Raw genomic sequence first — 24934 nt, forward strand, 5'->3', positions numbered from 1 at the left:
ACCCCAATAGTTTTAGCCCATGCCGCCCCCGTGATATACTGAATGCGGAGGTGTTTTGCATGCGTTTAGAAAATAAAAAAATTATTCAGCTGGTCAGCAGTGAATTTGAAGATCTTGAGCTATGGTATCCGGTACTCCGCTTACAGGAAGAGGGCGCCACTGTTCACATTGCTGGAGAAAAAGCCAATGAAACCTATATAGGGAAATACGGTGTCCCTGTGACATCGGACATTTCCTTCACCGACGTAAAACCCGAAGAATACGATGCGATCCTTGTACCTGGCGGCTGGTCACCGGACAAGCTGCGACGTTATCCCGAAGTACTCGAAATGGTGCGCTACATGGATCAGCACGAAAAACCGATCGGTCAAATCTGCCACGCCGGCTGGGTCCTGATATCCGCCGGAATCCTAAAAGGCCGGAACGTTACAAGCACACCTGGGATCAAAGATGATATGACCAACGCCGGCGCCATCTGGCACGACGTCGCCGTCATCACCGACGGCCATATTGTCTCCAGCCGCAGACCTCCAGACCTTCCGCAATACGCCAAGGAATTTGCCGATTTGCTGGCAGGGGAATAGATGTGGGAAGCTTCCTTTAATTAGGGGGCTTTTTTTGTTTGTGAGGCTGGATTGTGGATACGGCGATGACTGTGCGAGACTGTGCACTGACCCCCGTTTCGCTAAAGGGTTAAACCTCCGTCCCCGTATGGAGAGAGGCTGGTTGGCTGAAGGGCGGAGGAGACATGTGCTCTGTCCCCTGGTGAGGTGATGGATTGGGGGTCAGTGCATTGCACTGACCCTCAATTCGCTAAAGCAATAAACCTCCGTCCCCAAAAGAAGGCGGACTAGGGCGGATACGGGATAGCCGGATTGCAGCTCTGTCCCCCGCTGCAGTGATTGGCTGGGGGTCAGTGCAACAGCGGAAACGAAGCGCCTGACCCGCACTCTGCTAAAGGATAAAAGCTCCGGCACCGCTTCTCCAAACCGTTGGGGTGCAACGGTTCATCTGCTGTCGTCTTTGTCCCCGTTTGCGGTGAAGCAATAGGGGACTGGCACGGTGCCAGTCCCGCTGTTCTCTATCAAGCTAAAGCTCCGGCACCTGCTCCCCAATCCCTTGCGCCTCAAAAGGCCACAAGCGGCTTCCTTTGTCCCCACATGCGTTAAAGCAGCGCGGGTCAGGCGCCGCCGTTCACCTCCCATCATCCGGTCCACCAGTCAGGCGCCGCCGTTAACCCCCCTTTCGGTCCACCAGTCAGGCGCCGCCGTTAACCCCCCTTTCGGTCCACCAGTCAGGCGCCGCCGTTGACCTCCCATCCGTTCCACCAGCTTCCATCGGTAACTTCGTCCACCCGTCCACAACCACCCTTCCCCAACAAAAAAAGAACCGCCAACTAAGCGGTTCCAAACATTTAGCCATTATTCAGCAGCAGCGGGAGACCTTTCCGCCTTTCGCATTGTAGCGTTCCTCCTGGGCTTCGCAGAAAAATTCTTTTCGGGTTTTCACGGGTTCGCCTGGATGCTTGGATGACATGTGCGCAACGTATGTTTCATAGCAGGGAACGCCGACGAGCAGGTTTAGGAATTGTTTGCGGTGGCTGAATATACCGGCCATCTTTTTAAGCATAGTGTTTGAATTCTCCTTCCTCGCGCGGAATGTACGGCGCTTCGTGAAGGGTGACGTCCTGTTTTTTGAATACACGGATCCACATTCTCACAGATGAGATGAGAACAGCGATAACGACGAGCATGAAGATGGCGCATAGGGCGGCATCAACGTAGTCATTTACGATGATTTGGTTCATTTGAGCCTGGTTGGCGGCAGGAGCCAGAACTTCTCCTTTGCTTCTTGCATCACTGAATACTTTAGCGTGCGACAGGAAGCCGATTTTAGGATTTTCGTGGAAGAGCTTTTGCCAGCCAGCCGTCATGGTAACGATCAGGATCCAGGTGGTTGGAAGGAGCGTTACCCATACGTAAGCTTTTTTCCCCATTTTAAAGAGCATGGTGGTACCTAGGAGCAGGGCAATTCCGGCAAGCATCTGGTTTGCGATTCCGAAAAGCGGCCATAGGGTGTTGATTCCTCCGAGCGGATCAATGACGCCCTGATATAGGAAGTAGCCCCAGCCAAGGACGCATATTGCAGTAGCGATGATGTTGGCAGGCAGATAGTCAGTTTTGGCAAGCGGCTTATACACTTGTCCCAAAAGATCCTGGATCATGAAGCGGCCGACGCGGGTACCGGCATCAATGGTTGTTAGTATAAACAGCGCCTCAAAGAGTATGGCGAAATGGTACCAGAAGGCCATTAGTGCTTTTCCGCCAAGGAAGCTTGAGAAGATGACGGACATTCCAATCGCGAGAGTCGGTGCCCCGCCTGTTCTTGATTGAATGGTCTCTTCCCCCACGTCTTTGGCAAGCGTGGTTAAATCATCCGGTGTAATGGTAAAGCCCCAGCCGGATACAGTCGCAGCGGCTGAAACGGCGTCCGTTCCGATCACGGCAGGAGGGCTATTGATAGCAAAATAGATCCCGGGAGTCAGTACGCACGCAGCAATGAGGGCCATCATGGCAACAAAAGATTCCGTCAGCATTGCCCCGTACCCAATTGGTCTTGCATGGCTTTCTCTTTCAATCATTTTAGGAGTCGTACCGGATGAAACGAGAGCATGGAAGCCTGAAACGGCACCGCAGGCAATTGTAATGAATAAGAACGGGAAGAGGTTGCCGGCGAAAACCGGGCCTGTCCCATCGATGAATTGAGTAGTAGACGGCATCTGAAGATCAGGTGCCACGACTAAAATTCCAATTGCCAACCCAGCGATGGTACCTACTTTTAAAAAGGTGCTTAAATAATCCCTTGGAGCAAGGAGCAGCCAAACAGGGATAACGGATGCGATAAAACCGTAGGCAATCATCATGATTGCAATTGTTTCTCCGTTAAAGGTAAACATCTTGGCAAGAGCAGGATTAAGAGATACATATTGTCCGAGCATAATAGAACCAATTAGCAGAACGCCACCGATCACTGAGCCTTCCCCAACCCGGCCCGGGCGGATGTACCGCATGTAAATTCCCATGAAAACAGCGATAGGAATCGTGGCGGCAATGGTAAACATTCCCCACGGACTTCCAATAAGCGCTTTTACTACGACAAGAGCAAGAACAGCGAGAAGAATAATCATGATTCCCAGGATTCCGACCATGGCAATAACGCCTGTAACGGGTCCAATTTCTTCCTTGATCATTTCTCCAAGAGACTTTCCTTTCCGTCTCATTGAACCGAATAGAATGATAAAATCCTGTACTGCTCCGGCAAGCACGACCCCAGCCACAATCCAGATGGTCCCGGGAAGGTAGCCCATTTGAGCGGCAAGGATTGGACCGACAAGCGGCCCTGCACCTGCAATCGCAGCAAAATGGTGGCCGAACAGCACCCATTTGTTTGTGGGAACGTAATCCTTCCCGTCATTTTGCGTTTCTGCAGGTGTCTTGCGGTTGTCATCAAGCTCGAAAACCTTTCTTGCTATAAAACGGCTGTAAAAGCGATATGCAATTGCGTATACACTGAGCGCAGCAACAAGAAGCCAGATGGCATTAATGGATTCTCCCCGGTTAAGAGCCAGAACGCCAAAGCCTGCTGCCCCAGCTGCTGAAATGATGCCCCAAATCAGAATGGACTTTATGGCTTTCATATGTACATTCCCCCCTTTGTCATCTCTACAGGGTAATTGTATTATACTATTCTGAAAATTTAAATAAATATTTAGCTTTTGGGGGATAAAATCTTCCAGACTGCTTTACAAGTGAAACAGTCTGGATAACCCTTCAATCCCGAGAAAATAAGTGTCCGGCATATGATTGCCCGCAATAGATCCAGTATCAATCGTGAAAGTGAAGGGAGTTTGCACATGCTGATAAAAGTATTTCAATTTAGTAATAGGGTTGTAGACAAAAATGGGAGGGAGCTTCGGCACGAGGTCCGCTGTATTTACAAAGCGAATGCTGTTTGGAACAAGCTTGTCATATAAAGAGGCAAACTGCCCGTCCCCGACTCTTGGTGCTCCATAGTTGTACATTACAATGGACCTGAAACCTGAATTCGCCGCCGCGTCTGCCGCGTGAAGCACTGCGAGTGCCCCCCCAAGACTGTGTCCGGTGATAAACAGGTTTTTTTCCTTAGCAAGGCTATGATAGGCCTGGAAAATTTCGTCACGGCAAGTGGAATAAATGGACTGAAACCCTTGATGAACAAGACCCGCGTTCTGAATATATAAATAGGGAGCCTGCCTTATGGTCGCGTCTGCAATCCAATCTGCATCAGACTGGGTACCCCTGAAGGCAATAACCACCGCATCCTCTGACTCCAGGATAAATCCGAACCACTCCGGAATGCTGTTTGCACTGGCTTTAAAGGCTTTAACGAGTGTAAAACCCGGTACCACTTCCACAGGTCCGTTATTAAGGAATTGCCGGTATGAATAAACACACATATGAAGCAAAAATTCAGCGAGATCCTTATTATAAAAAGGTTTTTTTCTCCACATAGTCATGTTGTTAATACCCCGCTTCAATAGGCTTATGCATTACCATACGCTGCTGAACGTAAGAAGTGCCTGTATGAAGCTGTACATAAAAATACCTATTGAAAAAAGGGAAATTTGTATCAGCTGTCGTATTTAATCGGTTAAGTGAGAGCTTCACCGTATTCCTTCTCTTCGATTAAGAAAGTGTTTACTGCCCGTTAACAGGGGAAAATATAGCTGCGGGGTAGAAATGATGATCATAGAAAAATTACTGCTGCATGTTCTAATTGTGCTGGCTCCAATTCTGATCCACAGTTTGTTTTTCTCTGACCGCCAGATTGGACGGCCGTCTTATTTTATTGGGATGCTGCATGGTCTTACCGGATCATTATGCATGCTGTTTGCTTACGAAAGTTTCGGTCTTTATTGGGATCTGAGGTATGTACCGCTTGTTCTAGCCACACTTTACGGGGGGATGCGCGGCGGTCTGGTCGTTTTGGCTGCTCTTCTTCTCACAAGAACGTATCTTGGCGGAGATGCTCTTGTTTTTGGCTACTTGTCCTCCTTCCTGGCAGCTGCAGGTCCTATGCTAATCGTGTTCAGATTTAATAAAGCAGAGACAAAATGGAAAAGGGTCAGATGGGCGATACTGGCGGGGCTCTGGCCTGCATTTGTTCAGCTTGGTATTCTTTTCACCTATATTGGTGTTTCTGACAAATACGAATTTCTTCCATCGAAACTGATCTACTTTATCGTCATTTTTGGCATTATCCAAGTGATCGGTTCAGGTTTTGCCGCCCTTCTCCATGAAGCGAGTATTGAGAAATACCGCCTTCAGGAAGAAATTTTCAGATCGGAAAAACTGAACACACTTGGTGAGATGGCCGCTTCCATTGCTCATGAAGTAAGAAACCCGCTTACAGTTGTTAAGGGGTTTTTGCAGCTCATGCAGGCTGATGATAAGAAGGGGCAGCATACGTATCTGCCTCTCGTTCTGAGTGAATTGGACAGGGCCGAGTCCATCATCAGCGACTATCTGAACTTTGCCAAGCCTCAGCTCGAGAAACTGGAAACGTTTGAACTGGGCGGTTTCTTAAAGGATGCTGTACAGCTGTTAAACCCCCTGGCCTTAAAAAAAGGGATCGTATTAAGCTGTCAGACCGATGCTCCCATCACTCTGGAAACAGATCGTAATCAGCTTCGCCAGGCTATAGTGAATCTTATTAAAAATGCCATTGAAGCAACACCGGAGGAAGGCAGTGTCATGGTTTCCATGACATCCTATGGATCGGAAGCAGAGATAAAGATTGCGGATACAGGGATAGGCATGACAAAGGAGCAGCTAGCCAAGCTCGGAAGCCTTTACTATACAACGAAGGAAACAGGGACAGGACTCGGAACGATGGTTTCTCTCGGCATCATTGATGCAATGGGAGGGAAAACGGTATACTCAAGCCAGCCTGGCAAGGGAACGGTCGTAAAAATCTGTCTGCAGGCAAAAGCATACAGTTCGTAACACGCATTTTTTTGCAGGAGAGGAAAACGGAAATGGGACTAACTTTCAAGATTGCCTCTGAAAAAGAACGATCGGAAATATATGAACTGGCAGGCGAAAACAGGCGAGAAGCAACGAACTCCGTTTCAGATGACAACCAGCAAAAAATGATTGAAGCATACGAGCATTCAGCGGGCTATGATGCTTATTTTGTCTGCTTAATGAACGGGGAAACACTGTTGGGGTGGATCATGATTGATCGGGCATATGACTTGCTGACGGGGGACGAAGTTGGCTGGATCAATGATTTATATGTGAAAGCCGCATACAGGAAAAAGGGATATTCTAAATTATTAATGAAAGAGGCATTTGAGGAATTTAGAAAAAACGGATACCGTGACGTAAGACTGAACGTTTACACCCATAATACAAAAGCGATGAACTTATATGAACAAATGGGATTCCAAGACATTAACAAGTTTATGAAAATATCATTATAGAAAACAAAAAGACCATAATCGGAATTATGGTCTTTTTGTTTGGCTGAAACTTATTTTTTATAAACTTTAATGGTTACCTTTTTTACTCCCCATTTAAGAGCGGTGCTCTTGGATGAGAAGAAAACATCGATTTTTCCTCTTTTAATGGCGCTTCCTTTATCGGCTGCAATCGCTGTACCGTAGCCTGGTACGTATACTTTGGAACCGAGCGGAATGACTCTCGGGTCAACGGAAATTACTTTTGCGCCAGGATTTTTCTTTAAGTTGATGCCGGTTGAAGTGATTCCGCTGCAGCCTTTGCAGCTTGCTGTATAGGCTGTTGCTGTAACGGTATATGTTTTATAGGCCCCTTGTGGAGCAGCTGATTTCGCAGGTGCTGATTTCTTGGAGGTAGACGGTGAAATGGTCAACTTTTGATTTGCTTTAATAACGTCTGTTTTCAATTTGTTCCAAGATTTGATTTGATTCACAGTAACTTTATGCTTCTGAGCAATCTTCCATAGAGTATCCCCGGATTTAACTGTGTAGGTGGCTGCGAAGGCATTGGCTGAGAATCCAAACGACAAGAACAAAACTGCACTGACTGTCAAAATAAACTTCTTCAAAAGTCCTAGTCCCCTTTATGTATATGATGGCTAATATTACTAGATTAATATGACAGGTTTGTTTCAAACAGTTTCTATTTATGTTACAAAAATATTTCATTTAGTAATATTAGGTTTGAAATTCGTAAAAATGAATCCTTTTTGAGGGCTGGTATGAAAGAGTTGTAAGAGGATTCAGAATAAAGACTATATTGTAAAAGGAAAAAGCTAACATAGAATAATAATCGTAAAATGTGACTATAGTAGTGGTTTATCTTATGGGAATTAGAGGGGTGAGAATAAGACTAGGGGATGGAGAAACCAAAAATCGTGAAATATCAAGATGTTGTTCCAATATGGAGATTTCAAAAGAAGTTTGTCAAAATCCTCTAAATAAACTGCCGAAAAAAGTAAACAGCCTTTTAAAAATGACCGACTCACCATTCCATCTTTGGTATTGAAAATTTCGTGTTCAATTTACTTGAGTTGCCCCAACTAAAAAAGCAGCTCCCATTCAAAGGGAACTGCTTCCAAGATATTTAAGGATTCGTCGACCAAAGTCCAGCTGATTTAATAAACGTACGTTTGTTTAATTTAAGCTGGGCTACCATAAACTCAGCGATGTCTTCCGCCTGCATGACAGATTCAGGGTTTCCGTCCGTCAGCTTGTTTTCAATGGCTAGATCCGTTGCAACGGTGCTAGGGGAAAGGGCCGATACACGAATGTTATGCTTGCGCACTTCCATAGCCAGTGATTCGGTCAGACCGAGCAGACCAAATTTTGAAGCGCTGTAGGCACTGGTGAGAGGAGCTCCTTTTTGGCCGGCCGTGGAAGAAACATTAATGATATCGCCTGCTTTTCTTTCCACCATGCCGGGAAGGACAGCGTGTGTTACATAATAAGCACCCAATAGGTTCACTTGAATAATTTTTTCCCAATCCCCGGGGTCAAGCTCCAGGAACCCTCCGAATTTGGCGATTCCGGCATTGTTGATCAGAATATCAATGTGGCCGAGACTTGATTCCAGCTGACCAACAGCCTTTTTCACTTCTTCATGTGATGATACATCAGCTGCTGCGTAATACGCTTTTACACCTAATGCTTCTGCTTCTAGGGCTGTGCTTTTCACGTGCTCTTCCGTTCGGGCGAGCAGTCCTACATTTACGCCTTCTCTAGCAAGGTGAAGGGCTGCGGCACGTCCAATTCCGCGTCCGGCGCCGGTAATGAGTGCGGTTTTGCCTTGTAATGATTCGCTCATGAATGGACCTCCTTAACTTTTCATCGTATTAATCATAATTTTTCTCATGGTTTATTTCAAAATATCTGCTTTAACGTGCTGAATCATACCCATGCTTTCTGCGATATTTCATTCTCATATCCTCATACGCTCCCGAACCAAGAATAACGCCTGAGACAATGAGGACCAGACCAATCAGATGCGAGGCATGTACGGTTTCGTTTAAAATGAGAACGGATCCGGCAAGAGCAAACAGCGTATTCAGGTTCATGAAAATGGCCGATTCAGCCGCTCCAACCTGGCTGATTGCGAAGTTATACGTCATATGGCCGACTGCTGTCGCGAAAACCGCGGATAGTACAAACGCTGTCCACACTTCCGGGCTTCCGTTCGTAAGCGTTGAAAGGCCATCCTTTTCCGTAAGTAAGCCGATTCCAAATAGCACAAGCGACCCGAAAAGGAGCATATATCCTGTAAGAAGCCTTGGATCAATCGTTTTGCACATTTTGTTAATCATCACAAAGCTGAATGCCTGTGTGAGGATGGAAAAGAAAATGGATACATCGCCTGCATTAACGGCACTCAGTCCGCCCCCGCCGGCAACCACCGTAAATGAAACACCGGCGAGTCCCAATATAAACCCGCTCAGCCGGATAACGGTCAATCTTTTATTAAGAAAAATGATGGATAAAACGGCAACTAATATCGGTCCCAAGCCCAAAATAAGGCCTCCATTCGTCGAACTGGTAAGGGAGAGACCGACTGATAAAAAATAATGATGGGCGACCACATTCAGTAATCCGCAGCCGATAATCAAAGCTGCTTCCCTAAGTGTCGGCAGGCGGAGCAATTTTAAATAGGCTAGAATAATGAAAACGCAAATACTGGCTGTGAAAATTCTAAGTGCTGTAATGGTTACTGGGGAGAATGTGCCGACGATAATTTTGAGCAGCGGGACGTTAAAGCCCCAAAGCATCATAATGCCGACAAGGATAAAATAAATGCGTGTGTGTTTCACCGGGTTCCCTTCTTTCAGAAGACTTCAATTATCAGGTTATCACACTGTTTTTTCCATCACAAAGAAGATGTTTTCCAGAAGGGTGATATAATCCAAAAAGGAGGGGATCATTTTGAGACTGAATCATCAACTAGCCCTTGTAACAGGGGGATCAAGGGGATTGGGTGCAACCATTAGCAAAAAGCTTGGCAGGGAAGGCGCTTTTGCAGCCGTCAATTATTTGAACAGTGCAGGAAGCGGAAGAGGTCGTTCGTGAAATTAAGGCAAATGGAGGCAATGCTGCTGCCATTCAGGCGAATGTCACAAATGAAGAAGACGTTTTCCGTTTTGTACAGGAAGCGGAGAGAGTTTCCGGACTAAGGGTAAGCATTCTCGTCAATAATGCAACGGGTCCGCAGCCGGAGCTTTCGATGGAAGATTTGAATTGGGAGGATTATGAGGATCAGCTGAACTTCTTCGTAAAGGCCCCGTTTTTCCTGATGAAAGCATGTCTTTCTTCTATGAAAGAACAAAAGAAAGGCTCCGTCATTAATATTGGGAGCGAGGTTGTACAGCTTGGAAACGGACATTTCTCGAACTATGTAACGGCCAAATCCGCGATGCTCGGCATGACGCGTTCATGGGCAAGCGAATTTGGGGAGTATGGAATTCGGGTAAATCTCCTGAATCCAGGATTTATCCCGGTTGAACGCCATGCTGGGGTATCGGGTGAGGCAATCGATCAATATCGTATGAGCATACCACTGAAACGGATGGGTTTGCCTGAAGATGCAGCCAATACGGTAGCATACCTTGCTTCAGAGGAGTCTTCTTTTATCACTGGCCAGAGCATATCGGTGAACGGCGGGCATACATACGGAATCTGAGTTAAGGAGATGCTTCGGGCGGATTGAAAAATATTTGTGCAATTTGATCAACCGGGAGAGGCCGATTTGCTTGATATCTCATCCCGTCTATCATCACTGTACTGGATGCGAGGGAAAGGTGCTCCTTCTTGAACTGAAGGTCAAACACAAACCCTCCTTTTCTCACTTCCTGGTCATCTGATTTGGTTAGTTCGATATCTTCAAGCATGTTTAGGAAAGTATTGACGTCATTCGGATCCTTAAGAATGGTTTTTCCGCCGTTTCGCAAGTCAGTGATTTCCACTTCTTTGTAAAGATGCATTTTTACATAGGACAATAGCGTTATTCTCTCAGGAGGCATCCTTTCATGATGTTTGGGCGAACAGGATACGAGCAGCAGAATGACTGTGATGCCCATTAGAAGTTTTTCCACATACCTCACCTCACCTCACCTCGTTTTGTTACTAGTATACATTATTTGGTAAAATGTAAAAAGGCGGCTGAAAGGCCGCCTTCGCTTATTTATAAAATTTCACACGTTCTTCAACCGGTTTATATTCCTTCGGTCCCGGAGCAGATACAGGCTTTCCAAAAGGCATTTGCGCGATGAGCTTCCACCCGGCAGGAATATGCCATTCCTTTTTCACATCTTCATCAATCAGTGGATTGTAATGCTGAAGGGAAGCTCCGAAGCCTTCCAGTTCAAGTGCTGTCCATACCACAAACTGAAGCATGCCGGATGAATGGTGAGACCAGATTGGGAAATTCTCGCGGTAAAGAGTAAATTGCTGCTGCAGGGATTCAATCACCGCCTCATCTTCAAAGAACAAAACCGTTCCATATCCGCTGCTGAAGCCTTTCATTTTTTCTTCAGTCGGACCGAATGAATCCGCAGGTACAACTTTCCGGAGGGATTCGGCTGTAATATGCCACAATTTATCATGCTGTTCCCCGACCAGGACAACCACTCTGGCACTCTGAGAATTAAAGGCGGATGGAGTATGTTTAACAGCATGCTCGATTACCTCTCTAATGCGTTCATCCGATACAACCTCCTCCTTGCTGATCGCGTAAAATGAACGTCTTTCTTCAATTGCAGTTGGAAAGTCTTTTTTTACTGTACTGCCTGCATTTTCTTTGCTTCCAAATACACTATCAAAAAATCCCATTGTCGTTTCCTCTTCTCTCAGTAGATTTTATATAAATAGCCTGCCCTGTTTAAACAGCCAGATGAATCCAATTTCCGGAAGGGTCAGCTGCGAGGATCACATCATTGTTAGTGATGGTCTCTGCTCCAAGCTTTTCAAGCCGGCTGACTGCGTTTTGCCTTTCCTCGGCACTTGGGTAAACGATGGTGAAGGAGCCCATCCTTACGCTGTTTTCAGAAGGCTTGGCGGCACCTGCTCCGTTCCAAGTATTCAGACCAAGATGGTGATGATAGCCGCCAGTTGAGATGAAGAGTGCCTGATCTCCATATTTCGAGACCACTTCAAACCCAAGGCCTTCCGTGTAAAAGCGTTCTGCATCGTCAAGATTTGAAACATGGAGATGAATGTGGCCCATGACGGTGTCAGAAGGCATGCCGCGCCAATCAGCCACAGTACTCTCAGACAGGAGATTTTCCGCTTGGAGCGCATGGGTGGCCATTTCAATCTGCCCATCGGTCCAGCGCCAATGATTAGAAGGACGGTCCGCGTAGATTTCGATTCCATTGCCATCCGGATCTGCGAAATAGATGGCTTCACTCACAAGATGATCGGAGGCACCTTGGACCGGATATTGGGTATGAATCAAATGGTGAAGAAACGATGATAAGTCCTTTCTTGAAGGAAGCAAAATAGCAAAGTGATAAAGTCCGGTCCGGCGCGGCTCCTTCGGCATCATACCATTCTGCTGTTGAAGCGTAAGAATCGGATGGACACCATCTGCCGTCAAAGATACCTTCTCCTGTGATTTTTCCAGAACGTTTAAACCGATGATGGATGTATAAAATTCCTCTGCCCTCTTCAAATCGCCAGTCAGAAGAGTTACTGTGCTTACGTATGTGTATGGATGCTGCTGAAATTTCATCATGAAACCCCCCTTTTAATTACTTAGAGTAAATAAGTTACTTTATGTAAGTAACTATATGATGTCTGTGAATATATGTCAAGTAACTTAGTTGTAAATTGTAACTTTTTTATTTTTTGTAATCATGATATATAATAAAACAACAGGAGTGAGAAAAATGGAACCATTAAACATTTGCCCAAGGTTCGAACAAGCCATTAACATGCTAGGCAAACGGTGGACAGGCCTAATCATCCATCAGCTTCTCGATGGACCAAAACGATTCAGTGTACTTGAAGCATCGACATCCATCAGCGGAAGAGTCCTATCAGACAGGCTGAAGGATCTTGAACAGAACGGCGTTGTAAAACGCAACATCATCCCTGAATCTCCCGTCCGCATCGAATATTCGCTTACAGATAAAGGCTTAGCACTTGAACCTATATTGAGAGAAATTGAAAACTGGTCGCAAAACTGGATTGAACAGGATTATGGAGAACAGATTGGCCAATGACCCGATGGGGTGGTTGGCTATTTTTATGGGACGGTATAAACAGGCAAAGCTGGTAGTAGGGGCAACGGGGTTAACTGGAGACGAATGCGGGCCAACTTGAGGCAAATACGGGCCTACTCGGAGCAGATGCGGGCCAACTCGAGCCAAATACGGGCCAAACGACGAATTTCAACAAAATCTGCGGGCTCTCCCAACTCCCCCATACAAAAAAGCGATTCCTTCATCACCGTTACCGGGAAGGGATCGCTTTTTGTGTTTGGATAGTTGTTTTTTCCACTTTTCCTGTTTTGTCATCGTTTTGCGTTCGTGCATGCTGTAGTCGGGAGCAGATCCTCTCAATGCGCTTGGGTCGAACCCGCCGCTGCGAATTTTATGCTCTCTTCGTTTACTGGCTTTGCTTTTCGCCATGTTTTATCACCTCAGAAATAGTATACCATTTTTATCCTGATTGGACTTGATTCTGACGTAACGTCAGGATATATAATGAAGGCATGGGAGGTCATGCCAGTGAATGAAGCCTTATATACGATCGGACAATTTGCAAAAAAGACCGGCGTAACAGTCCGGACACTCCGCTATTATGATCAGCAGGAAATGCTCAAGCCAAGCTTCGTCAGCGAGTCTGGACGGAGGTATTACAAGGATGATGATTTAGTCGTTCTTCAGCAAATTCTTTCGCTTAAGTTCCTGGATTTCAGTCTCCAGCAGATCCGGGAACTGCTTGCTGCAGCTGATGGAGATTTAACATCCTCGCTTAGGATGCAAAAGGAGCTAATGACACAAAAGCAGAATCATTTAAACCGAGTTATTCTCTCTCTGGACCATGCAATAGGAATTCTCGAAACAGAGAAGCGTCCGAACCTGCAGATTCTCTCGTTTGTAATCGACAGCATCCAAAATGAAGAGGAACATATGGATTGGGTAAAAAAGCATTTTCCTGAAAAGTATACAAAACGGGTCGAGAGCATTACAAAGGATGAATGGCTGGATCTGCATAAAAAGACGGCTTTGCTTTTCCAGGAGATGAAGGAAGCGCTGAGGACCCGGAAACCTGAATCTCCGGAGGTTCAGAGTCTTGTCGGTGAATGCCTGGACATGCTTGCTGGAATACTGGGAGAACAGGACATTTTGACGGACATGATTTCTATGGACCTTGATTGGGAGCGGATAGGAGAGAGGGCAGAACAAGACATTTTCTCTGTTTCTCCGTTTACAAGGCAGGAGGAGAAATTAATAGAAAAAGCTTTTGAACATTACTACACTGGGAGGGGAATTCACAGTCATGGCTGAACAAGCAAAAAAAGCAGATAAACAGCAGCTGGATGCCTTTATAAACCTGCTGAAAAAACATAAACCCGCCACCTGGATGATTGTTTCCGTTTTGTTTTTAAGCCTGCTTGAAACAGGAGCCGGTTTGATTGTGCCAATCTTTACAAAGCAACTGGTGGATCAGGCAGGAGCTGCAGCTTTAAGTACAGGGATGATTTTCCTTCTGATTGGTGCATTCGTGCTGCAATCCATTGGAGCGGGGTTTTCCTATTATATGCTGATGTATATTGGGGAAGTTATCGTAAAAGGAATCCGCGAACAGCTGTGGGGACACATTTTAAAGCTCCCTGTTTCTTATTTTGATCAGCATCAGTCCGGGGAAACGATGAGCCGGATTACGCAGGATACGAATACGATCAAAACATTGATTACCAATCATCTTGTTACATTCATATCCGGAATCATTAGCATTGCAGGTTCTGTCATTATCCTCTTTATGCTTGACTGGAAAATGACAGCGATTATGCTTGCCGTCATTCCTCTATCCATGCTTTTGCTATGGCCGATGGGAAGGAAAATGTATAAAATCTCGAAAGCGACACAGGATGGAATGGCTTCTTTCAGCGGTGATCTTGGACGGGTCCTTGGTGAGGTCAGACTCGTGAAGGCCTACAGCGGCGAAGAGATTGAAGAAGAAAAGGGCAGAAGCGGTATTGGCCATTTGTTCAGACTGGGCCTTCGGGAAGCGAAGATTCAGGCGGTGGTTAGTCCGTTCATGACAACGATTATGATGGTCGTTCTTGTCATCCTGATTGGCTATGGAGGGGTGAGGGTAGCGACCGGAAGCTTAACGGCAGGGACATTGGTCGCCATCATTATCTACGTCTTTCAAATTATCGTTCCATTCACCCAGCTTGCTTCGTTTTTTACTGCCTTTCAAAAAGCGATGGGAGCGACAGACCGTATTCATGACTTGCTCAGTCTGAAAACGGAGCAGAATGGACATTCAAAAGCGGACGTGCTGAATAAAGAGGTGCGCTTTGAGAACATTCATTTCAGCTATTCAGAGGATAAACCAATTTTAACTGATCTTTCGTTTACCATTGCCCCCAGCAAAACGGTGGCCCTCGTCGGACCGAGCGGCGGCGGGAAGACGACCATTTTTTCTCTAATCGAACGCTTTTACAAACCTGTGTCAGGTGCCGTGAAAATCGACGGGCAGGATATCAGCACCCTTGACCTGCGCAGCTGGAGAAAGCAGATTGGCTACGTATCTCAGGACAGTCCGATTATGTCCGGTTCGATCCGGGATAATATTTGCTATGGCCTTGAGCGGGAAATTGCGGATTCAGAAGTGGAGAACGCGGCCCGGCTTGCCAATGCAGCGGAGTTTATCGAAAAAATGCCGGACCGCTATGAAACGGAGGTTGGGGAGCGGGGAGTCAAGCTTTCGGGAGGGCAAAGGCAGCGTATTGCCATCGCAAGAGCCATTTTAAAAAATCCGTCCCTGCTGCTGCTTGATGAAGCAACCTCTAATCTCGACAGCGAATCAGAGGTTCTTGTTCAGCATGCACTGAAAAACCTGATGAAGGGAAGGACGACTTTTGTCATTGCCCACAGATTATCCACAGTTGTTGATGCAGACCAGATTCTTGTGTTGGAAAACGGAAGACTGACCGGACAGGGAACACATGAAGAATTATTGAACGCTCACACACTATACAGGAAGCTAGCCGAAAAACAGCTTCAGCTGGAAGCGGCGAATTGATTGAACCAAAAAAGCCCAAGAGAATATTCTTGGGCTTTCCCATTTCTTATGGAAGGACGTTTTCTTTCACTTTCACTTTTTCCTTCGGCTGTTTCCACTTGAAGACCTTGTTAAGCGCGTTGTAAATATGCTTGGATTCCTTCGTGAGCAATGGTCCAAGGATGGCGAGAATGAGCACATAGAGTGCCGAAAATGGCTGCAGTACGGTCATCAGACCGCCTGATAACCCTAGATTGGCCATGATGATGGAGAATTCCCCGCGGGATACAATAGTCAGTCCGATGTTGGCTGAGGCTTTATGGGATAAGCCTGCTCTTCTTCCAGCAATCATGCCTGCAACGAAGTTCCCGATGATTGTAATAGCTACAGCACCGAGTGCAAGCCATACCGCCCCTCCGAGTGTGAATGGATCAATGCTTAATCCAAAGCTGAAAAAGAAGATAGCGCCGAAAAAGTCGCGGAATGGGACGACGAGATGTTCGATTCGTTCACCCTGATTGGTTTCAGAGAAGACCAGACCAAGCAGCAAGGCACCGATTGCTTCGGCAACATGGATCGTTTCTGAAAATCCGGCAATGAAGAACAAAGCCGCAAACACGACTATGATAAAAATTTCATCAGACGAGATGTTGAGTAATTTGTTTAAAAGAGGTGTGGCTTTTCTTGCAATAATAAAGAAAGCCAGCATATAGCCAAGGGCAATCAGAACGGACATGATGGTTCCGCCGATTGACGTGGAGTCTCCCAAAATCAAACCGGAGACAACGGAGAGGTAGACCGCTAAAAAGATGTCCTCGAACATGATGATGCCCAGTATCAGTTCCGTTTCCTTATTCCCGGTACGGCGCAGATCCACGAGCACTTTTGCAACGATGGCACTTGATGAGATGGTGATGATTCCTGCAATAATCAAGACTTCTAATATCGGAAAGCCCATAATTAGCGCGTAGAGGAATCCGAGAGCGAAGTTGATGGAAATATAGATGCTTCCGCCAACTACAATCGATTTACCAGACTTTATGAGTTTTCCGACAGAGAATTCCAGACCGAGGTAGAAGAGAAGGAAAAGAATCCCGATGCGCCCCAGAAAATCAATGAATTCTGCGCTTTCAATGAACCTGAGGTTAATAATGCCAATGACAGGGGCATGAGGACCGACTAGCATTCCAATCACAATCAAAAACGGGATGATGGAGAAATTAAGTTTTCCTGCCAGTATGGCAGCAAATGCTACTAATAACAGTGCAGTTCCTACTTCAAAAATCAAATGATCCATCTATACTTATCCCCCCTTATTTGATAGTAAATCCTTAATAATATTACGCAAATCTTTTCTTTCACCGGAAATCACCAATGTATCCCCAGCTTCAATGATGGCCTCTGGTCCCGGAGTGAGCTGCTTCGATTGGTTCTTTTTGATAATGGCAATAATGGTAATCCCGTAATTGCTGCGGACATCGATATCCCCGATGGACTGGTTGACAGCAGGTGCGCCCGGTTCTACTTTAAACCACTCGATGATGAGATCATCGAACGCCAGCTCAATGTTTTCCATCGCTTTTGGCTTGTATGTCATCCCTCCGAGAATAGCGGCAAGCTGCCTTGCTTCTGCATCATTCATGGTAATGTTGGAGATGCTCTCTTCATGATCATCATCATCGTAATGGTACATTTCTCTTCTGCCGTCGTCATGGATGATAACCGTAATTTTGTCATTGTTGCGGGTAACCGCCTCGAATTTTCTTCCGATTCCGGGTAAATCGCATTCTCGAATGTTCATAGTATGAACCCCTTCCTTATTCTTCGTTTAGGTGGTTTTTGGCCTTGCGCATCAGCTGTTTGAACTTCTCATCACTTACAATGTCCTGGATATTGTGAAGAGATTCCAAGTCAGCCTTCGTCATGATGACGAGCCCGTCCTCTTCAATAAATGCAATCCGTTCTCCTTCATGAAGATTCAGCGTTTCACGGATGTGTTTAGGGATGGTGATCTGTCCCTTCGAGCTCAGCTTGGAAAATTCCATGTTTATTCTCCTTGATTTCTTTGTTTTCTAGGAATTCCTTACTTTCCTTACTTATATTCTAGCAGAAATTTGGAAAAGTATCTAATGATAAACATGAAAAAGACCAAATCACCGGGATTTGGTCTGCATCACTTTTATGATACATGCTCTTTCGGCACATAATTCAATTGTTTTTTCCGAGTAACGGCAGTGAAAATCAAAAGCGTGACGATAATCAGTCCGGACGCATACAAGTAGAGGCTTGATAGCCCAAGATTCGCTGCAAGCATGCCAAGAATGTAAGAGCCAAATGCGATGCCAATATCAAAAAACGTAAAGAAGGTAGATGTCGCATGTCCGCTTCGTGCAGGATGTGCTTTTTGAATGGCCAGCGTCTGGAAGCATGGAACGAGTGAACCGTAGCCGAGTCCGATCAGGGCTCCTGACACAAGCAGCATCCATGATGTGTCCGTAAAGCTAAGCATCAGCATACCTGCGGCAAAGACGATGAAGGACGGAATCATGACAACGGCAGCACCTCTCCGGTCAAAAAGCCGGCCGACGAAAGGTCTCGATAAAAGCATGACAACAGCAAATACGACGAAAAAGTAGCTTGCTGTTCCGGAGAGTCCAATGCTCTTCGCATAAATCGAAATAAAGGAAATGATACCGGAGTAGGAGAAGGCAACTAATCCGCCAATCAAAGCAATCGGTATGACGGATTTTTCAAATAAATCAGAAGCTGTGAATTTTCTAGCCGGAACTTTGATGTGTTCAATTTTTATAAGAAAACTGAAAATCACCCCTGCAGCGGCGATGACAGAAAAAATCATGAACAGAACAGTAAATGTGGTGAACTGAAGCAGGGTCAGAGAAAGAAACGGGCCGAAAACGACAGCTAGATTCATGGACATCGCGTGGTAGCCGAGTCCCTCGCCGCGGCGCTCTTTCGGAATAATGTCGGCCGCGATTGCGCCTGTTGCTGTTGTAATCAGGCTGAACGAAATCCCGTGAATGAACCTCAGGATAAGCAGACCTGTAAATTGATCCACCCAAATGTAAACCACTGTCGTAAGCATGAATAAAATCATGCCAATGACGAGACACAGTTTTTTTCCAAACCTTTCAAGCACCTTTCCCCAAACCGGGCGGACAAGAATGGCGGAAAGCATGAAAACCGTAATGACTAGACCGGCTTCCGCATTTGTTTTATTTAAATCTTCAAGTACATAAATAGGAAGGGCGGTAAGCAAGGCATAGAAAGTTAAGAAGATGAAGAAGTTGATCAGGAAGTTGCTGATGAAACTCTTCGTCCAGATCGGAGCCTTTGGTGCAGTTGATGACATGTTGAACCTCCTTTGATGATTCTATTCTATAGAAGAAACTGGCGTTTTCCTAATAGAGAGACTTGCAGACTTTAGTTCCAGCCGCCGATTTTTTGAAGCAAAGCAGTAAGGGTGCGGCGCTCATTCTCATTTAACTCTTTGAGCATCTCCTCTTCAAAGGCAGCAATCGATTGTTTGATGTCTTCAAGCTTTTCAATAGCGAAAGGAGTTAAACTGACGATTTTCTCCCGTTTGTCTGAACCGGGTTCCCGTACAATCCATCCGCTTTCTTCTAATCTTGCAATCGTCCTGGTAACCGTAGGGGCTTCAACATTCAAATAACGCCAGATTTCGGTCTGTGACATCGGACCAAACCGGACTAAACAATATAAAATAGACCATTGAGAACTGAATATTCCATGGTCCTGAAGCCGGGCATTCGATTCCTTCGTTAAGTAACGGACGATTTGATGAAGATTATGGATAATGTTACTAGAATCCTCCATTTTTTCACCTCTATTATTTACCTAAGTAAACATTTTATCTTGAAATTGGACGGAAATCAACCAAATTAGACGAATAAGTGTGTAATTGTGAAGAATGTTGCCCCTCTATTGGCGAGAAGTGGATAGATTGCCTATGAAACTCTTAACGGGGAAGTTTTATCCTTTGAATCCATATTTTATTTCTGTTAGGGTTGTTTAAGAGCAAACATAAAGGGAGGAAACATATATGAAAGCCAAAGGTCTAGTATTATCCTCAAGCATTGTAATCGGAGCTCTATCATTTGCTGGGCAAGCGAGCGCAGCAAGTGCTGAAAGCTATGAGGTCCAACAAGGTGATTCTTTTTATAAAATTGGACAGGAGTACGGTGTCTCCATCGATGCATTGAAGGAAGCAAACAGCCGTACCGATAATATGATTTTCACAGGTGAAACCCTTCAAGTTCCTGTAGCCGGCGCAGAAGATGTGAAAGGCGCTGAGCAAGCAGTTTCTGATGAAGATAAAGAATTACTTGCCCGCCTCGTAGAAGCAGAGGCAAAGGGTGAGTCCTACGAAGGAAAAGTTGCGGTTGCGACGGTCATCATGAACCGTGTCGCAAGCGATGAATTCCCTGATACAGTTAAAGATGTTATTTATGAAGAAGGCCAATTCTCACCAGTCGATAACGGAACGATTAATAATCCTGCAAGCCAGGAATCCAAAGATGCAGTAAACGAAGCCATTTCATACTCAAGCATCAGCAAAGGTGCGTTGTATTTCTATAATCCGGACAAAGCAAGCTCAAGCTTCCTTGACGGAAAAGATGTAACAACGGAAATCGGCAACCATGTATTTGCGAAATAATGTGGCTTAACCAAAAAGGAGCGGATCCTCGGGGATCCGCTCCTTTTTTCTCTGCATTAAACCGGAACTGAATTGATCAGAACAAGCACTGCTCCGGCTAATGCCCCAATTCCAATGCCATAAAGCAGCCAGGCCATTCGCTTATTGCCTCTTGGTGCATTTTTCATTCGAACAACGGTCACGAGCCGAAAGGTCATCAATAGAAATGCTGCAACAGCAAATAAAATAATTCCGTTCACCTTCTATGTCCTCCCCGCTGACATTCTGCATGTAAACTATGTACCCGTATTATAAGCTTTTCAAAAACAATTTTTATTTGAAAATTTATCCATAACCCGCAGAATCTGAATCAGGTAAGATAAGAAACCGGAAAACTATGATTTACCAGAAGATTTTTCACATATGCGGTTTTGTTTTCGTTACAATAGTAGAAGAATAAAGATTGTTAGGTGGACGACTATGGAACCATCCAGGAAAATTGCATTTAGAATTGCCATCATCTATTTAATTATAGGCGTTTTGTGGATCTTTGCAACGGACTATGCATCACTGCTGATCGCAAAGCAGGATTTGAAATTATATAATTTTTTTCAGCATTATAAAGGCTGGATTTTCATTTTGGCGACTAGCGCAGGCCTGTATCTTCTTGTTTACAGCCGGACAAAGCGCATCCTGCATTCGAAGGAAAAACTAGAGCAAAAAGAAAAAGAGCTTGAAAGAAGCAACGAACACTATCGCTCTCTTTTTCATCATAATCCGGACGGAGTTTTTGAAGCGGACAGTCAGGGGAAACTTATGGCTCTTAATCCGGAAGGCGAATTGATTATCGGATATAAAGAATCTTATATTAAAGGCAGAGACGCACTTGAATTTGTCATTCCTTCTGAATGGGAGATGGCAAGCGCCCTGTTTAGAAAAGTGATAGCCGGGCACCCGCAAAAATTTGAGCTCACCGTCCGCAACCGCCTGAAGCAGAAACGGATTTTGCGCTGTTCCCTACTGCCGATCGTAGTAGACGGAGAAATCCAAGGCGTATTCGGAATTGGCCGTGATATTACGGAATTTAAGGCGAATGAAGAGCTGATGATTACAACGGAAAAGATGTCCATCATCGGCGAGCTTGCAGCTTCCGTCGCCCATGAAATCCGCAACCCGCTCACTTCACTAAAAGGATTTGTCCAGCTTATGTCGTCTACAAGAAAGTTGGACGATCAGCATCTGGACATCATGATGTCGGAAATCGACCGGATCAATCTGATATCCGGAGAAATGCTTGCTCTCGGGAAAAGGCAGGATGTGGTTTTCCGAAAAGAAGATCTCCTTTCCATCATGAGCCACGTCATGGTGCTTATTGAAGGTGAGGCGAATATGAAGAATGTGATGATCCAGCTTGAGGATGAGAGCATGGATATGATGCACATCTATTGTGATCAAAATCAGCTCAAGCAGGTTTTCCTGAATTTGCTTAAAAATGCAATTGAAGCGATTGATGATAGCGGTTTGATTAAAATAAAGCTGTCTTCAAACGGGGCAGCAGCGATGGTCCGCATTGAAGATGACGGAGCAGGAATGGAGGAAGAACGGCTCGCCAAATTAGGAGAACCTTTTTACTCTACCAAAGAAAAAGGAACCGGTCTTGGTCTTGCTGTCTGCTTCAGCATTGTTAAACGTCATAAGGGCTCCATCCGTTTTGCCAGTACGGTAGGCAAAGGAACAACTGTTGAGGTTGAAGTGCCGCTTGCAAAATAAAAAGAGCTGTCTCCATAGGGAGCAGCCCTTTTTAAGTTTAAGCAATTACCTTTAAACCAATGGTAGATCCTAATATTAATGCAATGAATAAAATCCTTTTCCATTCCTTTGATTCTCCATACAGAATCATGCCCAGCAGCGCACCGCCTGCTGCGCCAATTCCTGTCCAGATGGCATAAGCCGTCCCCATCGGCAGGGACTGCATGGCAATGGAAAGCAGGCTGAAGCTTGCTGTGAAGGAGGCAGCGAGCAAGAGAATATTCCGGAAACTCCTGTTCCTTGCAACCCTGTTCAGCAGGACAACGCCAAGCATTTCAAATAAGCCGGCAGCAACAATTACAATCCATGCCATTACCCTGTCTCTCCTTCCGGATCTTCGGTGACCATTTTAAGGCCGATCACACCTGCAAGCAGTATACCAATCAGAAGAAGCTTAACCGGATCAACCGGCTGTGCGAAGAAGAGGATATCCGCTAAAATCGTCCCGGCTGAACCGAGACCGACAAATACCGCATACACCGTTCCGACGGGAAGCTTCGAGCTTGCAACGATCATAACAGTAAAACTGACTGTGATCGCAATGATGGTAGCAATCCACGTGAGCAAATCGTATGCATGCTTTAATCCAATAACCCAGCCTACTTCAAAAACAGAGGCGAGTATCACATAAATCCAATACCGGTTCATTTTAATCCCTCCAATGCAATCCCATTCCAGAAGATGTTCCAGGCGGCGTCCAGTCTTTTAATCTGTCTTTCTTTTCCTCCATATAGCATTTCAACAAACACGCTGTCCAGTACACCTAAAAAAGCAATAGCAGCCTGCTCCGGGTTTGCACGGATTTCTGCCTGTGCAAAGAGTGCAGTCAGCGCCTCCTCCAATGTATCGAGATGCCGGTATACCTGTACCATTACAGAATCATATAGATGGCCCGGCGGGAAAAAGGAGATCCGCAGCCAAAAACGGGTTTCTGGATTCTGCTCGTATTTTTCCATATAATCAGCCAGAAATTGATAAAGTGTTTCTTTCAGATTCGATTCACTGCCATGTTTTATATTAGACAGTGCCCGATTCAGTTCATTTTGAAAAACCTCTTCAGCAGCTTTAAGGAAAAGCTCATCCTTGCTTTTAAAATGCGAATAGATGGATTGCTTCTTTATACCGGCTTCATCCGCTATAAGCGATAGGGAAGCCCCTTCATAGCCATGCCGAGAAAAAATCATCAGGGCTTTTTGCTTTAATTCGTCCGCTGTCATATTATCCACTCCCTTACGACCGTTCGTAAGCCATCGTAGCACAGGCAGTATTTCCAGTCAAATCTAAAAGGAGAGACATGGCTTTTCCACCTGAATAATGCTATTATTTACAATGTTCGTTCTCAAAAAAATAACGATTAGAAAAGGTGTTGAAGGAATGTCACAGGAAACTTCATTTATACAAGCATTCCAGCCGTTTATCCAGGAGGCATGGAAGCAGTCCGAATTTCCAGCTCCCACATCCGTACAAGCCCAATCGGTTCAGCCGATTATGGAAAATAAAGATGTTTTAGCAAAATCACCGACAGGAAGCGGAAAAACGCTTGCTTACCTGCTCCCGGTTCTCGAAAAATTGAATGCAGAGGGCAAGCAGCCCCAAGCGGTTATTCTAGCCTCATCCCATGAGCTTGTTATGCAAATTCATTCCGTTATTCAGGAATGGATCAAAGGAAGCGAGCTAAGAACCGCATCCTTTATCGGAGGAGCCAATCCGAAGCGCCAGCTCGAAAAGCTAAAAAAGAACCCTCACATTATCAGCGGAACGCCAGGAAAGGTTCTTGAGCTGATTAAAATGAAAAAGCTTAAGATGCATGAAGTCAAAACGATCGTTCTTGATGAAGGGGATCAGCTTCTTGTACCTGAGCACATGAAAACGATCGGCGAAGTCATCAAAAGCACCCAGCGCGACCGACAGCTGCTTCTATACTCTGCGACCCTGTCTCCAAAAACAGAAGAAATGGCCGCCCAGATGATGAATGAGCCGGTCAAAATCAGTGTAGACCGCGAGCAGGCAATCAAATCCGAAGTACGCCATCTCTACATTGTCAGCGAACAGCGCGACAAGCTGAAGGCATTGGAAAAAATCATGAGAGCCGCGCCTGTCAAAACGCTCGCATTCATGAAAGACATCGGAAGTGTCAACGTAGCTGCCGAAAAGCTCGCATATGACCGGATGCCCGTCAGCATCCTCCACAGCGAAAGCGGCAAAACCGACCGGGAAGCAGCACTGAGGAAATTCCGCAAAGGCGACACGCCTTTGCTTATCGCAACAGATGTGGCAGCAAGAGGCCTGGACATCCAAGACCTTGAGCAGGTTGTCCACCTGGACTTCCCGGAAGACATCGACCAATTCGTTCACCGTTCCGGCCGGACAGGCAGACTCGGTTCCAAGACAAACGGAAACGTAATCTCACTCGTAACCGAACGCGAAGAGCGCGAATTGAAGCAATATGCTAAAAAGCTAGGCATCGAACTTGAACGCAACGTATTGTTTGGCGGGAATATTTTAACGGAAGAAGAACGGCTGCGGAATGGAAGAAAGAGATAATCATGGAGGACCCTCGCTTTGGCGGGGGTTCTTTTTTGTTTTGGTGGGGGGGCGGTGTGTGGTTGGAACTTTGATAAGGGCGGTGGCGTGCGGGTGTCTGACCCGCACTCTGATAAAGG

30 protein-coding genes are annotated in these 24934 nt (G+C 45.7%); 11 read left to right on the forward strand and 19 right to left on the reverse strand.

Annotated features, from left to right (window positions below):
- The first annotated feature begins 59 nt into the window (after positions 1–59).
- The gene (locus tag WCV65_RS02945; protein WP_035407388.1) at positions 60–584 is read left to right on the forward strand and encodes a type 1 glutamine amidotransferase domain-containing protein; all 525 of its coding nucleotides are present in this window, start codon (positions 60–62) and stop codon (positions 582–584) included.
- 841 nt (positions 585–1425) lie between these two features.
- Here the strand turns inward: WCV65_RS02945 and WCV65_RS02950 are convergent.
- The 3 genes from WCV65_RS02950 to WCV65_RS02960 all read right to left on the reverse strand — a co-directional run bounded on the left by WCV65_RS02950 (position 1426) and on the right by WCV65_RS02960 (position 4555).
- Positions 1426–1629: a YbdD/YjiX family protein gene (locus tag WCV65_RS02950; protein ID WP_035407385.1), complete on the reverse strand. Its 204-nt coding sequence runs from the start codon at positions 1627–1629 to the stop codon at positions 1426–1428.
- A complete protein-coding gene (locus WCV65_RS02955; RefSeq protein ID WP_338779935.1) occupies positions 1622–3697 on the reverse strand; it encodes a carbon starvation CstA family protein in 2076 nt (691 codons plus the stop codon). The genes WCV65_RS02950 and WCV65_RS02955 overlap by 8 nt, the downstream gene beginning before the upstream one ends.
- A 105-nt stretch (positions 3698–3802) precedes the next feature.
- Complete coding sequence (locus WCV65_RS02960) at positions 3803–4555, reverse strand: lipase family protein (protein ID WP_338779937.1); 753 nt, start codon at positions 4553–4555, stop codon at positions 3803–3805.
- A gap of 226 nt (positions 4556–4781) precedes the next feature.
- Here WCV65_RS02960 and WCV65_RS02965 point away from each other — a divergent pair, with 226 nt between their 5' ends.
- Positions 4782–6044, forward strand: coding sequence for an ATP-binding protein (locus WCV65_RS02965; protein ID WP_338779939.1), 1263 nt, complete (start codon positions 4782–4784; stop codon positions 6042–6044).
- Positions 6045–6076: 32 nt separating this feature from the next.
- A complete protein-coding gene (locus WCV65_RS02970) occupies positions 6077–6523 on the forward strand; it encodes a GNAT family N-acetyltransferase (protein ID WP_051860665.1) in 447 nt (148 codons plus the stop codon).
- Positions 6524–6573: 50 nt separating this feature from the next.
- Here the strand turns inward: WCV65_RS02970 and WCV65_RS02975 are convergent, their stop codons facing one another.
- From WCV65_RS02975 to WCV65_RS02985, 3 genes are all read right to left on the reverse strand, one after another.
- A complete protein-coding gene (locus tag WCV65_RS02975) occupies positions 6574–7128 on the reverse strand; it encodes a LysM peptidoglycan-binding domain-containing protein (protein ID WP_035407376.1) in 555 nt (184 codons plus the stop codon).
- 518 nt (positions 7129–7646) lie between these two features.
- On the reverse strand, positions 7647–8366 hold the full coding sequence (locus WCV65_RS02980; protein ID WP_338779943.1) for a 3-ketoacyl-ACP reductase: 720 nt from the start codon (positions 8364–8366) through the stop codon (positions 7647–7649).
- A gap of 70 nt (positions 8367–8436) precedes the next feature.
- Positions 8437–9363: a DMT family transporter gene (locus WCV65_RS02985; protein WP_338779945.1), complete on the reverse strand. Its 927-nt coding sequence runs from the start codon at positions 9361–9363 to the stop codon at positions 8437–8439.
- Between the two features lie 112 nt (positions 9364–9475).
- Here WCV65_RS02985 and WCV65_RS02990 point away from each other — a divergent pair, with 112 nt between their 5' ends.
- Together WCV65_RS02990 and WCV65_RS02995 are read left to right on the forward strand one after the other, a co-directional pair.
- Positions 9476–9619: a hypothetical protein gene (locus WCV65_RS02990; protein ID WP_338779946.1), complete on the forward strand. Its 144-nt coding sequence runs from the start codon at positions 9476–9478 to the stop codon at positions 9617–9619.
- On the forward strand, positions 9591–10229 hold the full coding sequence (locus tag WCV65_RS02995) for an SDR family oxidoreductase (protein WP_338779947.1): 639 nt from the start codon (positions 9591–9593) through the stop codon (positions 10227–10229). Before WCV65_RS02990 ends, WCV65_RS02995 begins: the two co-directional genes overlap by 29 nt.
- Before the next feature lies 1 nt (position 10230).
- Here WCV65_RS02995 and WCV65_RS03000 read toward each other — a convergent pair whose 3' ends face one another.
- The 3 genes from WCV65_RS03000 to WCV65_RS03010 all read right to left on the reverse strand — a co-directional run bounded on the left by WCV65_RS03000 (position 10231) and on the right by WCV65_RS03010 (position 12278).
- Positions 10231–10641, reverse strand: coding sequence for a hypothetical protein (locus tag WCV65_RS03000; protein WP_338779948.1), 411 nt, complete (start codon positions 10639–10641; stop codon positions 10231–10233).
- An 85-nt stretch (positions 10642–10726) separates the two neighbouring features.
- Positions 10727–11377: a nitroreductase family protein gene (locus WCV65_RS03005; RefSeq protein ID WP_338779949.1), complete on the reverse strand. Its 651-nt coding sequence runs from the start codon at positions 11375–11377 to the stop codon at positions 10727–10729.
- A 49-nt stretch (positions 11378–11426) separates the two neighbouring features.
- Entirely contained in the window at positions 11427–12278 is an 852-nt protein-coding gene (locus tag WCV65_RS03010) for a VOC family protein (protein WP_338779951.1), read from the reverse strand.
- Between the two features lie 157 nt (positions 12279–12435).
- Between WCV65_RS03010 and WCV65_RS03015 the strand changes: the two genes are divergently transcribed.
- Entirely contained in the window at positions 12436–12771 is a 336-nt protein-coding gene (locus tag WCV65_RS03015; RefSeq protein ID WP_338779953.1) for a helix-turn-helix domain-containing protein, read from the forward strand.
- A 168-nt stretch (positions 12772–12939) separates the two neighbouring features.
- Here the strand turns inward: WCV65_RS03015 and WCV65_RS03020 are convergent, their stop codons facing one another.
- Positions 12940–13179 carry a hypothetical protein gene (locus WCV65_RS03020; protein WP_035407361.1) on the reverse strand — a complete coding sequence of 80 codons (240 nt, stop codon included), beginning with the start codon at positions 13177–13179 and terminating at the stop codon, positions 12940–12942.
- 99 nt (positions 13180–13278) lie between these two features.
- On the opposite strand from WCV65_RS03020, the gene WCV65_RS03025 reads away from it, so the two are divergent.
- Positions 13279–14061, forward strand: coding sequence for a MerR family transcriptional regulator (locus WCV65_RS03025; protein ID WP_338779956.1), 783 nt, complete (start codon positions 13279–13281; stop codon positions 14059–14061).
- A gap of 76 nt (positions 14062–14137) precedes the next feature.
- Complete coding sequence (locus WCV65_RS03030) at positions 14138–15808, forward strand: ABC transporter ATP-binding protein (protein ID WP_338782136.1); 1671 nt, start codon at positions 14138–14140, stop codon at positions 15806–15808.
- Between the two features lie 46 nt (positions 15809–15854).
- Here the strand turns inward: WCV65_RS03030 and WCV65_RS03035 are convergent, their stop codons facing one another.
- From WCV65_RS03035 to WCV65_RS03055, 5 genes are all read right to left on the reverse strand, one after another.
- A complete protein-coding gene (locus tag WCV65_RS03035) occupies positions 15855–17084 on the reverse strand; it encodes a cation:proton antiporter (protein WP_035407356.1) in 1230 nt (409 codons plus the stop codon).
- 6 nt (positions 17085–17090) lie between these two features.
- A complete protein-coding gene (locus tag WCV65_RS03040) occupies positions 17091–17588 on the reverse strand; it encodes a cation:proton antiporter regulatory subunit (RefSeq protein WP_211556363.1) in 498 nt (165 codons plus the stop codon).
- Positions 17589–17604: 16 nt separating this feature from the next.
- Positions 17605–17832 (reverse strand): AbrB/MazE/SpoVT family DNA-binding domain-containing protein, encoded by a 228-nt coding sequence (locus WCV65_RS03045; protein WP_211556365.1) that lies wholly within the window; start codon positions 17830–17832, stop codon positions 17605–17607.
- A gap of 134 nt (positions 17833–17966) precedes the next feature.
- Positions 17967–19157: an MFS transporter gene (locus WCV65_RS03050; RefSeq protein ID WP_338779959.1), complete on the reverse strand. Its 1191-nt coding sequence runs from the start codon at positions 19155–19157 to the stop codon at positions 17967–17969.
- A gap of 71 nt (positions 19158–19228) precedes the next feature.
- Complete coding sequence (locus WCV65_RS03055; protein WP_035407342.1) at positions 19229–19642, reverse strand: MarR family transcriptional regulator; 414 nt, start codon at positions 19640–19642, stop codon at positions 19229–19231.
- Between the two features lie 226 nt (positions 19643–19868).
- Here WCV65_RS03055 and WCV65_RS03060 point away from each other — a divergent pair, with 226 nt between their 5' ends.
- Positions 19869–20483, forward strand: a complete 615-nt coding sequence (locus WCV65_RS03060; RefSeq protein ID WP_338779964.1) for a cell wall hydrolase — start codon at positions 19869–19871, stop codon at positions 20481–20483.
- 56 nt (positions 20484–20539) lie between these two features.
- Here the strand turns inward: WCV65_RS03060 and WCV65_RS03065 are convergent, their stop codons facing one another.
- Positions 20540–20722, reverse strand: coding sequence for a hypothetical protein (locus WCV65_RS03065; protein WP_035407339.1), 183 nt, complete (start codon positions 20720–20722; stop codon positions 20540–20542).
- Between the two features lie 220 nt (positions 20723–20942).
- Here WCV65_RS03065 and WCV65_RS03070 point away from each other — a divergent pair, with 220 nt between their 5' ends.
- Entirely contained in the window at positions 20943–22232 is a 1290-nt protein-coding gene (locus tag WCV65_RS03070) for an ATP-binding protein (RefSeq protein WP_338779968.1), read from the forward strand.
- 37 nt (positions 22233–22269) lie between these two features.
- Here WCV65_RS03070 and WCV65_RS03075 read toward each other — a convergent pair whose 3' ends face one another.
- From WCV65_RS03075 to WCV65_RS03085, 3 genes are read right to left on the reverse strand one after another with little or no spacing between them, the layout of a single operon-like run.
- Positions 22270–22584 carry a multidrug efflux SMR transporter gene (locus tag WCV65_RS03075; protein WP_035407333.1) on the reverse strand — a complete coding sequence of 105 codons (315 nt, stop codon included), beginning with the start codon at positions 22582–22584 and terminating at the stop codon, positions 22270–22272.
- Positions 22584–22919 carry a multidrug efflux SMR transporter gene (locus tag WCV65_RS03080; protein ID WP_035407328.1) on the reverse strand — a complete coding sequence of 112 codons (336 nt, stop codon included), beginning with the start codon at positions 22917–22919 and terminating at the stop codon, positions 22584–22586. Before WCV65_RS03080 ends, WCV65_RS03075 begins: the two co-directional genes overlap by 1 nt.
- Positions 22916–23488, reverse strand: coding sequence for a TetR/AcrR family transcriptional regulator (locus WCV65_RS03085; RefSeq protein ID WP_035407325.1), 573 nt, complete (start codon positions 23486–23488; stop codon positions 22916–22918). Before WCV65_RS03085 ends, WCV65_RS03080 begins: the two co-directional genes overlap by 4 nt.
- Before the next feature lie 157 nt (positions 23489–23645).
- Here WCV65_RS03085 and WCV65_RS03090 point away from each other — a divergent pair, with 157 nt between their 5' ends.
- Positions 23646–24815 (forward strand): DEAD/DEAH box helicase, encoded by a 1170-nt coding sequence (locus WCV65_RS03090; RefSeq protein ID WP_338779971.1) that lies wholly within the window; start codon positions 23646–23648, stop codon positions 24813–24815.
- Positions 24816–24934 lie beyond the last annotated feature (119 nt).

It is taken from the genome of Metabacillus sp. FJAT-52054 (assembly GCF_037201815.1).
Classification (GTDB): Bacteria; Bacillota; Bacilli; order Bacillales; family Bacillaceae; genus Metabacillus_B; species Metabacillus_B sediminis.